Source organism: Caballeronia sp. dw_19 (assembly GCF_018449515.1).
Taxonomy (GTDB): Bacteria; Pseudomonadota; Gammaproteobacteria; order Burkholderiales; family Burkholderiaceae; genus Caballeronia.
In genome coordinates this window covers 139,972-152,566 of record NZ_JAAVUQ010000003.1, presented here as the reverse complement: position 1 = coordinate 152,566, position 12,595 = coordinate 139,972, and the positions used below count along the sequence as shown (strand labels likewise).

The 12,595-nt window shown below is 63.2% G+C and carries 12 protein-coding genes; 1 reads left to right on the top strand and 11 read right to left on the bottom strand.

Going from position 1 to position 12,595, the window contains the following annotated elements; all coding sequences use genetic code 11:
- Nucleotides 1-79 precede the first annotated feature (79 nt).
- Nucleotides 80-508: a hypothetical protein gene (locus HB376_RS05470; RefSeq protein WP_213762421.1), complete on the top strand. Its 429-nt coding sequence runs from the start codon at nucleotides 80-82 to the stop codon at nucleotides 506-508.
- A gap of 147 nt (nucleotides 509-655) precedes the next feature.
- Here HB376_RS05470 and HB376_RS05465 read toward each other — a convergent pair whose 3' ends face one another.
- The 11 genes from HB376_RS05465 to virB5 form a co-directional block, all read right to left on the bottom strand.
- Complete coding sequence (locus tag HB376_RS05465; RefSeq protein WP_213762420.1) at nucleotides 656-1,672, bottom strand: relaxase/mobilization nuclease domain-containing protein; 1,017 nt, start codon at nucleotides 1,670-1,672, stop codon at nucleotides 656-658.
- A gap of 1 nt (nucleotide 1,673) precedes the next feature.
- Nucleotides 1,674-2,138, bottom strand: a complete 465-nt coding sequence (locus tag HB376_RS05460) for a plasmid stabilization protein (RefSeq protein WP_255631172.1) — start codon at nucleotides 2,136-2,138, stop codon at nucleotides 1,674-1,676.
- A gap of 87 nt (nucleotides 2,139-2,225) precedes the next feature.
- On the bottom strand, nucleotides 2,226-3,737 hold the full coding sequence (locus HB376_RS05455; RefSeq protein ID WP_213762419.1) for an LPD7 domain-containing protein: 1,512 nt from the start codon (nucleotides 3,735-3,737) through the stop codon (nucleotides 2,226-2,228).
- Between the two features lie 58 nt (nucleotides 3,738-3,795).
- Entirely contained in the window at nucleotides 3,796-5,652 is a 1,857-nt protein-coding gene (locus tag HB376_RS05450; RefSeq protein WP_213762418.1) for a PriCT-2 domain-containing protein, read from the bottom strand.
- Nucleotides 5,649-7,385, bottom strand: a complete 1,737-nt coding sequence (locus tag HB376_RS05445; protein ID WP_213762417.1) for a type IV secretory system conjugative DNA transfer family protein — start codon at nucleotides 7,383-7,385, stop codon at nucleotides 5,649-5,651. The genes HB376_RS05450 and HB376_RS05445 overlap by 4 nt, the downstream gene beginning before the upstream one ends.
- Nucleotides 7,382-7,783, bottom strand: coding sequence for a hypothetical protein (locus tag HB376_RS05440; protein ID WP_213762416.1), 402 nt, complete (start codon nucleotides 7,781-7,783; stop codon nucleotides 7,382-7,384). Before HB376_RS05440 ends, HB376_RS05445 begins: the two co-directional genes overlap by 4 nt.
- Before the next feature lie 7 nt (nucleotides 7,784-7,790).
- The gene (gene virB11 / locus HB376_RS05435; RefSeq protein WP_213762415.1) at nucleotides 7,791-8,909 is read right to left on the bottom strand and encodes a P-type DNA transfer ATPase VirB11; all 1,119 of its coding nucleotides are present in this window, start codon (nucleotides 8,907-8,909) and stop codon (nucleotides 7,791-7,793) included.
- Complete coding sequence (gene virB10 / locus HB376_RS05430; RefSeq protein ID WP_213762414.1) at nucleotides 8,906-10,171, bottom strand: type IV secretion system protein VirB10; 1,266 nt, start codon at nucleotides 10,169-10,171, stop codon at nucleotides 8,906-8,908. Before virB10 ends, virB11 begins: the two co-directional genes overlap by 4 nt.
- Nucleotides 10,164-10,976 carry a TrbG/VirB9 family P-type conjugative transfer protein gene (locus tag HB376_RS05425; RefSeq protein WP_255631194.1) on the bottom strand — a complete coding sequence of 271 codons (813 nt, stop codon included), beginning with the start codon at nucleotides 10,974-10,976 and terminating at the stop codon, nucleotides 10,164-10,166. The genes virB10 and HB376_RS05425 overlap by 8 nt, the downstream gene beginning before the upstream one ends.
- Nucleotides 10,977-10,990: 14 nt before the next feature.
- Entirely contained in the window at nucleotides 10,991-11,695 is a 705-nt protein-coding gene (locus tag HB376_RS05420; RefSeq protein WP_213762412.1) for a type IV secretion system protein, read from the bottom strand.
- Between the two features lie 198 nt (nucleotides 11,696-11,893).
- Nucleotides 11,894-12,589, bottom strand: a complete 696-nt coding sequence (virB5, locus tag HB376_RS05415; RefSeq protein ID WP_213762411.1) for a P-type DNA transfer protein VirB5 — start codon at nucleotides 12,587-12,589, stop codon at nucleotides 11,894-11,896.
- Nucleotides 12,590-12,595: the final 6 nt, after the last annotated feature.

Genomic DNA, 12,595 nt, shown 5'->3' with positions numbered 1-12,595 from the left:
TGAGAGAGGACAGTGGGTTGTGCTTTGCCCACAGATCCGGCGCCTACACCGCGTATCTCGCATCGAAGGAGAACGTAGCATGAGCATCCTGAATCTCGCTATCAGCTTAGGTATCCTATTCGGCGTTGCCAAGGGAATCCAGCTATTCACCCGCCATTGCCGACGTCGGTTCGGTCGCAGCTTCTTCACGGCCCACAGGTTCTGGCTAGCGGCGATCGCTATCAACTTCCTGTGGTGGGGATACTATTTCTGGGTAACCGCCCCACTGCGCCACACGCCGTCATCTGGAGGACTCATCCTCATGGCAATAGGCATTGCCGTTGTTGCGTGGCTGATATACGAGAATGTCCGGGATACCGATCTCCTGCACGGTATCGGAGGCTCGTCTCTCCAACTCGTGCTGTTTTTCCCCGTGGCGCTCTACGGTATTCCGCTTCTCGTGATCGCAATGCTCTTCCTGCTCTTTGCGACGTACAAGGGCGCACCCGCATGGTTTGTCGATCCATAACGACATGGACATTAAGACATCCGACGTTGACCATCACCCCATAGGCCCGGTCAGCGGCACAAAAATCTGATCCCTCAGTTCTCTGCCCGCAAGACACCGCTTGCCGCCAGTCAGAGGCCGACGGGCATGGCCATCATCGGCCCCGCATCAGCGATCGACCTCCGGACCGGGATCGTCCGGCCGATTGTCACGCTCTGGCGACATGCGCGCCGGTCTTGGCGGTTCCTGTTGCTGCCGACGGTTGATGACCGTCGGCGCATCCCGTTGCACCGGCATGGCCTGCACGAAATCCGCAATGCCGACCGCCATCTCACGATCCAGTCTCGCCGGTGACGCTGCCATCCCCTGTGCTATTTCCCGCCACGCGGCGAACACGCCATCATGAGACTGCCATCCTACCTGTCGCTGTTCCGCACTTGCGACGGGCCGCCAGTACATCGGCGCGTCGCCTCGAGCCAGCATATGCGCGACGCCCTGTTTCGGGTAACGCTGCGTGACACCACGCGTTCTTCGGGGTGTCGCATTCGCCTCAACGCCATGCGCACGTAGCTGCTCAGCAAATCGCTCACGCCAGCGCCGCAGATCCTGCTTGCGCGGATTGAGCCGTCGACCATCTGGGCCGCGCACCTGCACGCTGAGGTGGACATGGGGATGGGCCTCGTCATCATGGGCTGCAAACACATACGCGCGACCATCACCGAACTCGAGTGCCGCAAAATCGCGCGCAGCATCGCGCACAGCCTGCCGGTTCGTGCCCGGCGGCATGGAAAGCAAGACATTGAATACCTCACGACGATGACTTGTCTCCGGTATTCCCCACCCGCCGAGTTGCCAGGTTCGTGCGAGATCGCGGACAGCCTCGACACCGGCAATTCGGTCCCCGTTCTGGTCTTCCAGTTCGACCTGTCCATTGCGCGAGATGTAACGTAGATGCCGGCGCACCGCACCCATACCCTGGGCGCTGGGCGCCTTATTGGTGATCTTGACCATCACCTCCGGTGTTCGCCTGAGCGTCCGGGCCAACTGATCGCGCATGCGCTTGGCTTCATCAGGCATGCTCGCACTTGGGAGCCGCTGGGCACGAGCATGCTTGAACGGCTCCTGAAACAGGCGGTCTCCCCAGTTCAAAAGCATCGCATCGATGTAGACCTTCGGGTAAGCCATGTCACCGGCTCCATCGATCGAGGTTCGCGCGAATCACAGTCGCTACGGCACGCAGATGCACGTCGATCTGGTTCCTGATTGCTCCAATATCGCTGCCCGCATTGGGCGCCATACTCACCGCAATCCCCTCTCGCGCGAGCTGCCCCAGCCACCGGCTGATCACGGCAAGCTGCTGGTTCGAATCCGACAGCAGCTGCATCTCGTGCACGCCAAGCTGAGGTTCCCGCATCAGCTGCGCCCGGATCAGCGCTACGATCCAGCGGTTGCTGGTCAGGCCCGAAGCCTCCGCACGTTGCTCCACCACTTCCAACTCTGCGTGCGTTATCCTGATCTCGATTCGTATGCGAGGCTCGTTGATCGCGATCCAATGAACTTCTGATTCGGCCTGCAGGTCGTCAGCGTCAGCACCCAGGGCCGCCGCAATCAGTTGCCGCACGCCCTCGCCAGGCGTCAGGCCGCGGCTCATACACCAGCGATTCCAGTCTGATCGCATTCCCCCGAGTTCGACACACAGGCGCTCGCGCATACGAGAATGCACACGCATGGCTCCCCCTTAGCGTGCAGGCGAGGGGTCGGCCGGCGCGCGCTCAATCTCGCGCCCGATCTCGTGTATAGGCGCACGCCCGGCGGCCGGCCGTGCCCGGCGATCTCGTGCCGACGGCGCTTTTGGATCGAAGACTCTCGGTCGCGGCACCGGAATACCCTCCCGGCCGAACGCATCCATCAGCTCTTCCGCGCGCTGCTGCACGCGCGCAATCGAACGCGCGCTGAACCCCTGCTCTCGCATGGCCCCGACCAATACAGCCAGGTGTAGAACCTTGTCCTCATCGGATACCGTCGAAGGTCGATGCTCCTGACGGTCCTCGCGCGCTGGCGCGTTGGCAGGAGCCGTCGCTGTACCGGATGAACGTTCGGAGCGTCCCGCAGATTCGGCAGTCGATCTTTCACGCTGTACCACATCGACCTGCCAGGTATTCCGGTAAACGTCCTTCTCTTCTTCACCCACCGCCATGCCGTGGTCATCAAGAATCGGCACCTTGACCGTGACGAGCCGGCGACCCAGGTTTTCCAGCGTAACGTGCTGCCCAGGTTCGGCGCGCGAAGCAAGCACTGCGCGTTCAAGATCCACGCCCCAGACGACACGATCGGTGCCCCTCGCGTCGCGGAAAAGGACATAGTACGAGTCGCTTCGTGCAGGGTTGTGCAGGTACGGCGCATGACCATGCTCGCGCAGCTCGCCAGCATACTTCCGTGGGGTATCGGGCTCGTCACTTACTACCTGTGGTTCAGACCGGTAGGATCGTGCCTGATCTCCGGAGATCGGAGACACCGGGCGAGCAGTGCCACCCGCGGTGCCAGGTATTTCCGTCCGGAAGTCGGACGCCTTCGCCGGTGTACGGTTGTCGTCCGCGGGCACTTGCGTTCCGGTCGTGGACATCGACGCGTCCGCCTCAATCCGGTTGCTCAGGTGTGCCTGCCGGGCATCCGCAAGACGCGCGAGATCAGCGGCTTTCGGCTCATAGCCACTCACCTCGATACCGAGCAACGTCCCTTGCAGCCACACTTCGCTGCGAAATGCCTCATGCCCGGATACGCGAATGCGCTGCCACGATTTGGCCGACGCCATGTCAACCATCGATTCCACCACGTCCGGGCGGTTATGCGCGGTGACAAGGTATGGTCCCAGATCCTCAAACGCGAGCTGATACGGTGCGTCCTTGAGGAAATACTGATTGCCCGCACGCAGGTAGCGCTTGCGAATACGCTCGGGCGGTTGGTCGCTCGGCGTGCGGGCTGTATCGCCAACTCCCAACGACGCGTCTGGGGCTGGACGCGTACCAGGCTGCCGGGTGCCGGCGCTGTCGCGAATCGCCTGATTACGCAGGCCGGCGCGCGCTGCGTCGAACTCGCGCCGGCGCCGCGCCGACACGGCATCCATCGCGGCCGCGTCCAAGTTGCGAGCGCGACCATCGTCACCGGACTGCTCCGCAAAGCCCATCCGTCCAGGAAGAAACTGCTCGATCACGTTAATGACCGGGTCCGAAAATACGGTTGTTTCAGTCATGGTCGAACCTCTTACAGATCAGATACGACTCGCCGTAGCCGACGACACATGAGACAGTTCAACGGTCCGGCCCAAGAGGGCCCTGCGACGCGGCCCGCTCCTTCGACTGCTCCAGCGCTGCTGCGCGCGCCTCACGCACGCGTGCCCATGACCGCGCCTGCAGCTGATCCAGCATGCCCTCGAGGTTTGGACTGAAATTCAGCTCGCGTGCAGACTTCTTCAACGAGCCGACCGTGCGCTCCAGCAGGTCACGCGCGCGATCCCACGGATAGACTTTCGGCCGGTCCCCGTCGTATCCGATCTGCAACTCCGATCCATTTAGACGGGCGTTCTCATCCATCCACCGGAGCCGGTCCGATGCAAATTCCATCCGCCCCTTCGGATGGAAGACGACACTGCGCGTTGCGACCTCCTGAATCAGATAGTGCTCGGTGTTGAACACCTCTCCGCGGTACGGGCCGCCGTTCTCGCGTGGTGTGCCCATGCGCAAGGGTGTGCCGAAGCGGTGTTCGGCCAGCGCCCGGACTTCGTTGGGCACATCCGTCAGAGCGAGCAGCGGCTCGCCAACGGGCGGGCGTGTCGATATCGGACGCGTTGCCCCGACTGCGGGAGCGTCGGCATCCGGCGGCGGTGCGGAAGGCCCGGCCACCGGATGCTCCGCTGGCGCAGGTGCACCCGTCGGCACGTGAGATTCTGGCGGATCGGCCTGCTTCGGGGCACCGCGCTTCGATGACTGGCGGCGCGAGCCGCTCTCTGTTTCGTTCACCAATGTTTCTTTCACACGGCTCATCATTTCCTCCTTCAGTTCGTCCACCATTGCGTCGGTTGCCATAACCACAGTCGGCTCCAGGCCCTCGACTGTCCGTTCAAAGTTTCTGAATGCAATTTCCCGCAAGCGATCGCCGACCCGCGCTAGCCCCGACAGCACCGCCATGTCGTTGCAATCCGTCGGGACCTTGTCGTCGGTCCGTGCGCCGGCTGCGAATACCGGCAGCGCCAGACGCGCGAGCGACTCTTCTACCGCCTGTCGGGCCTTGGCTTCACCCGGCCCAAGATCCCCAAGGACAACCAGATCAGCGTCGGGATATCGATCACGCACAATTCCAGCGACCTGAGGCAGGGTCCCACTCGACAGGGCTGCGAGCGCCACCCATCCGGTCGCGCGATGCGCAGACAGCACAGTCGCCATACCTTCGCCGATCACGATGGGTGCGGTGGGTTCGCTATCGATCGCGACAGGCCCGCCGATCCAGTACCCACCTCTCTTCACGCCGCCAGCCAGCGATGATTTACAGCCGTGTTCATCGATCAGCTCGAGCGTCGAGATCGCTTCGCCGATCCAGCACGGCACCAGAAGCACCCGTCCCATGAGCGGCTGCTCTTCGCTCGCTGGAACGTAACCCAGCAATACATGCAGTTCGGGGGCTTCCAGCTCGCGCAGTGACCGCGTCGACTCTAGCTGCTTGCGAACGAGATACGGGTGTTCCGGGCCTACCGGTCGTGCCCATTGCCAGATTTCCTGTGCCTCGCGAGCCACCTCTGCGTGCCGGGCCTGCTGCCGGGCCTCATCGCGTGCCCTCCATTCGAGCACGTCGGGATGTGGCGCGAGCGCTGTTGCCATCCGGTCGGGATAGTGGGTACGCTTCAGGTCGAAACCGTGCTGGCGCGCGAGCCAGAAAAGCGAGGCGAGCGTCTTGCCGCCGGACTCCCTTGCCGAACGCCAGGTGGTGCGCGCCGAACGTTCGTTGTAGTTGCCGGCCGTGCCACTCCACTCGTCCCAGATCTCGAAACCGGCATCGCCGAAGCCGTGCTTGAGCGCGAATGCCATGTCGACCCACTTGTCGTAATCATCCGCAGGAATGACGGCCAGTGCGGCTCGCACACGCGCGGTTTCATTCACATAGGCCGTGCTCATGGCCGGCCTCCCTGGATCGATACAACGTTCGATTTGGCGACCAGCACAGGTCCACGCTTCGCACGCGCGGATTTAGCCGGCACCAGTTCCGCTACATCAAGGTCCGCCACGGACAGCCGACGTGTCGCCCGCGCAACGCGCTCGGCCGGTACCCCCAGCAGCATGAAATGCCGCTCGACATAGGCTGTAACCTCGTCCTCGCTCAGGTCGGAATGCCTTTGCGGCAGATCGCGCGGGTCCCATGCCTGCAGCACTTCCAGGTACTCCGCCGGAAGATGGACGAGACCCGCACCATCCGGATCGATCTCGTCTGGCTGCACCTCGCGCAGCCGTCGCTCGGCCTGGGCACTGAAGCGCGCCAGATTCATCGCAGGCACCGATGGTGCGGCCGACACGCGGGAAGCAAACACAGGATCGCGCCAGTAGCAGATCCTGTTGGCGAGTATTGGCTTGGTGTTCTCCAGCACGATGATTTCCTTGTCGCGGCCGAGTTCTTTTAGTTCTTGCGGTAGCAGCAGCGGCCGACGCTGCTCGGACACACTCTCGCTCGCCCCACCCCGGCCACCGAAGATCCCGCTCGAGCGGCTGACGCTACGCGACTGGTCGGTGAAGGTACCGAGCATCTCCGAGTAGTCGTTCGCATCCTTCTGTTCGCGCGGTGCATAGAGAATCTGCATTGCGTGGTTCGTGAGGAACGTGCGCGCGTCGGCCCGGCCGTAGACCGATTCGAACTGCGCAATCGACTGGACGATTGACAGCAGGCGCAGGTTATAGCCCGCCATGTAGGCGACCGCGCGCGCGATGATGTGGATCTTGTCGATCGCTGTCATCTCGTCGAGCAGCAGCAGGCACTGGAACCGGAGCGTGGGGTCCGCCTCGGGCAACTGCTTCGTGTTGAGATTGACGAGTTGCGAGAACACCAGGTTCACGAGCAGCGCTGCCTCGGAAAGGTGGTCCGGTGTGATCCCGATATAGACCGACATGCGGCGGCGGCGCACGTCGCGCAGGTCGAAGTCGTTGGCGCTCGTCGCCGCATCGACGATCGGATTGGCCCAGATCGTGAGCGGCGCATGGAATGTCGCGAGAATACTTGCGAGCACCTTGTCGTCGTTTGAAAGGAAGCGGTTCAGGGCGTCGACGCACGGCCCGGTCAGCAGATCCCGATGCTGGACGAGCGCACGCTGCAGGTACGCCTTGACCGGCGTGCCGTTACCGGACGACTGCCGCAGCACCTCGCCCATCGTGACGGGATAGTCAGGGATGGTTGCCCCTTTGCCTGCCCGTCTCGCATCTCGCCATTCGCACAGCAGCAATACGATGCCGAGAAACAGATTGCGCGCCTGGTCCTTCCAGAAGTCATCATGCCCACCCGGCGGATACAGGGCATAACCTATCGCGAGAATGTCACCCACACGGAAGAGCCCCTCCGAGATCGCCGACAGCGGGTTGTACCGATGCGTGCGACCGTCTTCCGCGAACGGGTCGAACAGGTACACGTCCTGCCCGTGTGCGCGTCTGAATCCAGCGGTCAACGCATAGTTTTCGCGCTTGATGTCGAGCACCACGACGGAATCGGGGTAGCTCAACAGGTTCGGGATCACGATACCGACGCCCTTACCCGAGCGCGCAGGCGCGGCGAGCAGCACGAACTGCTGCCCAGCGAAGCGCAGATAACGGCCTCGCCACACGCCTACGACGATGGCTGGGGTGTCTATGTTCATCTGCGCGGTCATAGCAACCCCGCCGCGCGGATTTCCGCTTCGCTGGCAAACCGGGCACTGCCGTAGAGGCGCCGCCGCCCGGAACTCGTCACCAGCGAATACAGCCCCATCGCAGGGCCACCCACCGCGACGAGTACGCCCAACAGCGCAGCACCTGCCAGACGCCGGCCACCGTTCAGCATCCGGCCGTCATGCCAGGCGAGCAGCGCATCGGGCCAGCCCCACAGTCCTGCGTGAAGTGGATTCACCCGTAGGCTGGCATACAGGAAGAAGGACGCGAGCCACAGCGACGCCAGCAGGGCTCCGGCGAGAAGCGCCAGCGCAACGATCGTGATCGCAGCCGCGCGAACGTGAGGCGCCACGGCATTGGCAGCTTCGGGATCAGTCAGGGATAGACGGTTCGTGTCCATACTGGCCTCACGCGAACGCCGTGCGCACCTTGCGCACCGGATCGAACCAGACTTCCGTCATGCTCCAGCGCTTAGCCGTCTGTTCACCCGCTTCGTTGTAGAGGGCATGCGCTTCCATGTGCGCCACCACATCGATGGTCAGAAAGAGCAGGCGCTTCAATGCAGCATCGTCATACGCCGCAGCTTCGGGATGCTCTTTCGCCATCAGCGCAAAGCGCTCGATCGCGACCGCGGCGCTCGACGCGTGATAGCTCGTGATCGAACCCGAGTGGCCCGTCGTCAGGAGTTTCAGGAAATCGTAGGCTTCGGCGCCACGCAACTCAGCGAGCAGAACCCGGTCGGGTCGCATGCGCATCGTGCTCGCGATCAGGTCCGCCGGTGTCACGCGCGCCTGGCCGTGACCGCCCTTGCTGTACAGCAGATGGACGCAGTTCTCGATGTGCCGGATAAAAAGCTCGCGTACATCCTCGATCGTCACGATTCGCTCAGTAGCCGGGATCGCCCGGCACAGGGTCTTCATGAAACTGGTCTTGCCGGACCCCGTATTGCCGACGATCGCGATGTTGAGCCGCCCTGTCACGGCGAGCTCAAAGAACGCGCCCCAATCTCGCGCTTCCAGACAGTGGACCAGCTTGCGATCACCAGGGCGCAGCATCGGCAATGCCGCGTCGAGCCCATCCGGGCGATGCCAGACCGTATCGTCGAACAGCCCCTCATCCCGGTACGCGTCGAGCGTTTTCTCGCGTGCGGACGGGCGGCGGATCGTGATCGAGACTGTGCGCGGCGGCACGACAGGCGGCACCACGATCTGGATGCGAGCATCACCCGGTAGCAATGCGGAAAGGACGGGATGTTGCGCCGAGACTTCCTGGTTCGTGAGCGTCGCGACGGCCACCGCGAACGACATCAGGCGCTCGTAATCGAGATCGGTGTAGTCGTAGCCATGCCACCCGCGATGCGATTCGGTCAGCACGCGCTGTGGCCGGTTGATGACCAGTTCGGTCACGTCGGTGTGTTCCAGTAATCGCGCGAACGGCCGCATGAGCTCCCGCACGGATGCATCGTCGGGAAGCCGAGCCAGCACCGCGTCTCTCGACTGATCCTGCATGTCAGTACGGGCGATCATCGCGCACCCTCCGGTTGCAGCGCATAGACCGATTCGAAATCGAGATCCCGCGCCACAACGATCGTGAATTCGGCGCCCTGATTTTGTGTCAGCGTCGGCGGGATGTTGATCGTGCTGTCGAGCACCCGCGTGGCCATGTCGTTGCCCTGCTGCTGCGTGTTCTCGTAGACGACAGAGCCATTGCTGTTTCCACCACGCGTCGCCAGATAGCCGATGGCGTCCTGGGTCACGCCGAGCAGCATTGCCGCCCCGAAACGCGCGCCCCAGTGGTTGTCCACATAGCCGTCAATCCCCATGCGACCCAGTGCATCGGCTGCCGGCGAATCTATCTCGACGGTCACGCCAAGCGGCGTCTCGATACGTGCAGCCAGAATGAAGGTCCGTTTCTGCCCCGGCGAAAGGTTCGACCGATACTGGCTGTTGATCTGCGAGCCCCGTTCGATCAGCACCACCCGTCCGTCGTCGGAATAGACATTCTTCGTCACGGTGCAGGTAGACAACCCCGCCTCGGTTGAATCGAACGCAGTGTCGCCTCCGCAGTCAATCTTGGCTCCCTGCGCAAGGACCAGGCTGCGGTTGCCGAGCGTGCCCGCCCGGACCCGCGGCGTGGCAGTTGGCGTCAGCGCCTGGGCGAGTGTTCCCGCCCCACCCTGTCCGGCTGCACTGACCGTCCGGCCGGACACGACTGCCGCCACAGAGGAGGCTGCCCCCGCGACACCATCCGGAATACCTTCTGTCCCCAGCGCGCCGGGTTCGATCGAGACACCTCCTACCTGGCCACCCGCTCCGGACGTGTTACCCGTCGCAAGCAGCGGCGCATCGTAGTAGCTGCGCGCAGATATTGGATGCGCAACCGCTGCAGGCGATCGGACCACGGCCGGCACTTGCCCCGGTTCTGACGTCGGGACAGGTGCACTCGCCGCGGGCGATGCGGATGCCGCACTCGCTGCGACCGGACCATCCCTGAACACCCGGCCCGGTACCGGCGTCTGCGCCACCGCGTCCCGACGCGCTTTGGCTTCTGCATCATGACGGGCTAGGAACGCATGGATCGTCCAGACCGCACCGCCGCCCGCCAGGACGATGACGACGAGCGGTGTCAGCCACCAGGCCCGCGGGCGCGTCCTGCGGTACTGTCCGAGAGCCGGCATGCCACGATCTGTGAACACATCGGACGTGCCAGCAGAATTGCGGTCGTGCCCTGCCTGGGTACGGTCATTGGGAACGTCCGGCTCGATTGTGTTGCGGGTATCGTCATTCATCGCCGCGACTCCTCGGGACACGCTTCACACCTATGGCCGTCGTACCGTCATGGGGTGGTACGCCGTCCATGTCGTACGCGTCGTTCCATATACCAACGACCTCGTCGCCAAGACGCAGTACGAAGCGCTTCGCCACCTCGTGCACCACGATCGTGTCGTCCTCCATGTGCCGGTCGACGACGCTTTCGGTGCCGTCATCCGCCACCCGGAAGATCGCGGGAATGCGCCGGTTGTTCGGAATGCGAATGTACGTGAACCGCCCGTCATCCCACGCCGCCGTCGGCGCGATATCGTCCGAGTGCGACATGACCTGCATCGAATACCGCGTGTTGCGCACCACGGGCGGCTGGCCCAGGCGCTGGGCGACAATTTCCGCATCCGTTTCGGCGTGCGCCTGTGCTTTCACCTCATCCGGGTACACGAACGTGACGCGATACATCTCGTCGCCGTTGCCAAACTTCGCCTTCAGGGGCAGCACGACGAGATCGAAGCTATAGCAGCGTTTGTCGGTCCGGATTTCGAGGTTCGAATCGTGGGCGGCAAATTGCGGCTTCAGGTACACGTCATGGTCGCCCCTGTTCGCTACCACTTGCCAGCCGTCGCGATCGCCGGGCGCTACGACCTGGATCTGCTCGTGCGGATCGAGCGCGATATGGGTGGCAAAGCCACGCTGAGCCTGGATACGTACGACAGCATCGGATGCATACACGATCTGTCGGACGCGCGAATCCTCGGACCAGCCAGGCAGGTCATAGGCGCGAACAACAGGGCTCACCATCATTAGCCCGACGAGCCAGGGAACCATGAGAGAAAGCGGTTTCATGGTGTGCCTCCCACAGCCGTGGGCGAGGCCGGTGGCGTGTATTCGGAATCGCGGCTATAGGCCGTTACCTTGAAGCCGAACGGGTTTGCAACGGCAACGCTTTCGCGAGTAAAGACTGGCGGCCGGTAGGTGTACGCGAGCGTGATCACGAAGCGTTGTGGGGGCTCCGCGTTCGCGAGGCCGTTTTTGAACGTCGTGCGTTCGATATGCACGACAGCATGGCCCGGTTCGTCGGGCGGCAGCGTGGTTGAGATAATCCGCACGCGCCGCTCGGTATTCGGGCCGAGCTGCCGGTCCAGCGCGTCCGGGCCGCTATAGACACCGAGATAGTCGCGCGCCACCACGTCATCGCTCATGGCGAGCACGCTGTCGTAATCCATCTGCAGCAGACCCCAGTCGTAACGCTCACGGGCACGCACATACGCCTCGGCCCAGTGCTTGTCCTGGATCTCCTTCGTATGGACGTGACCCGCGTCTAGCACGTCGATCACCTGCGATTCGCCCGTCAGGCGATCGACCTCGATCGGCAGCGGCACCACCCGGTAGAAAGGCACCATGACGGCAAGTGCCATGACACTCAGCACCGCCACCCCGAGCGCGCCGTAGGCGACGTGCCAGGCGCGCCGCACGGACCGCTCCTGCAGGTGTGTGAGCGACGCCTCAATGTCGAGTACCCGCCCGTAGTCGTCGGGGGTGTTCATCGCCCACCTCCTTCGGCCGGCGTGTCAGGGAACGCCGACGGAGCAGACGCGGCCGGAACTGGTGGTACCCGATTGACGGGCACGCGACGTGATCCGTCCGGCAGCACGGGTTTTGGTGGGCCTGACGCGCACCCACTGATTAGGATAGCGAAACACATAGAAAGTACACCAAGCGGGAATTTGCACATGATCGCCCCCTCAGTTTCCGAACGAGGCCGATACCATCTGGTCCTGCAACCGAGCAGTGTTCCCCGCCCGGCTCAGCACCAGTTCGCTCTGCTGTTCGGCGACGAGCCTGTCTTCCGTCTCTGCCAGCATCCGGAACAGCTGCAGCTTGGTCATCTCGTTACCAACCGTCGTCGTTTCGCTCTGGATACGCGCCTGGAGTTCCGCCACGCCTTTCGGATCCTGCGTGACGTCGATCTGCTGCATCAGGCTCTGGATCTGGTTCAGCTCCTGCAACTCGGTCTGGTACGCCTGCAGACCGAACGCCTTGTCCTGGAATGGCTTGTTCAGCGCACGCTGGCACACCTTCTGGTCAATGCCAGTCTGGTCCTCGCAGTTATATATCTCACTCGCCGAGCGCAAGGCCTGGGCGCTGCCCGTAAGTCCGGCGTAGCCCCCGCTCTGGACGGCCGTATACACGCCCTGCCAGTTCGACGGCAGGGAATTCGGGATCACCGGATTGTTCAGCAGCGCACCGAAGCCGCGCGTACCGACCGTGGACTGATAGATCTCGATCTCCTGCTGGACCTGCTGCTCAAGCTGGGCCACCGTCGCAATCGCCTGAGCCACGTTCTGTGCGTCGAATACCGGGATGCCCTGGGCGTGACCAACGCAGGAAAGCGTTGCCCACACGACTGCCGCACCGGCTACCTTGAATCGTCCTGTCATGATCGT

Coding starts and splice junctions, on each gene's coding strand:
- HB376_RS05470 (WP_213762421.1), top strand. CDS start 80: ATGAGCATCCTGAATCTCGCTATCAGCTTAGGTATCCTATTCGGCGTT.
- HB376_RS05465 (WP_213762420.1), bottom strand. CDS start 1,672: ATGGCTTACCCGAAGGTCTACATCGATGCGATGCTTTTGAACTGGGGA.
- HB376_RS05460 (WP_255631172.1), bottom strand. CDS start 2,138: ATGAGCCGCGGCCTGACGCCTGGCGAGGGCGTGCGGCAACTGATTGCG.
- HB376_RS05455 (WP_213762419.1), bottom strand. CDS start 3,737: ATGACTGAAACAACCGTATTTTCGGACCCGGTCATTAACGTGATCGAG.
- HB376_RS05450 (WP_213762418.1), bottom strand. CDS start 5,652: ATGAGCACGGCCTATGTGAATGAAACCGCGCGTGTGCGAGCCGCACTG.
- HB376_RS05445 (WP_213762417.1), bottom strand. CDS start 7,385: ATGACCGCGCAGATGAACATAGACACCCCAGCCATCGTCGTAGGCGTG.
- HB376_RS05440 (WP_213762416.1), bottom strand. CDS start 7,783: ATGGACACGAACCGTCTATCCCTGACTGATCCCGAAGCTGCCAATGCC.
- virB11 (WP_213762415.1), bottom strand. CDS start 8,909: ATGATCGCCCGTACTGACATGCAGGATCAGTCGAGAGACGCGGTGCTG.
- virB10 (WP_213762414.1), bottom strand. CDS start 10,171: ATGAATGACGATACCCGCAACACAATCGAGCCGGACGTTCCCAATGAC.
- HB376_RS05425 (WP_255631194.1), bottom strand. CDS start 10,976: ATGGTTCCCTGGCTCGTCGGGCTAATGATGGTGAGCCCTGTTGTTCGC.
- HB376_RS05420 (WP_213762412.1), bottom strand. CDS start 11,695: ATGAACACCCCCGACGACTACGGGCGGGTACTCGACATTGAGGCGTCG.
- virB5 (WP_213762411.1), bottom strand. CDS start 12,589: ATGACAGGACGATTCAAGGTAGCCGGTGCGGCAGTCGTGTGGGCAACG.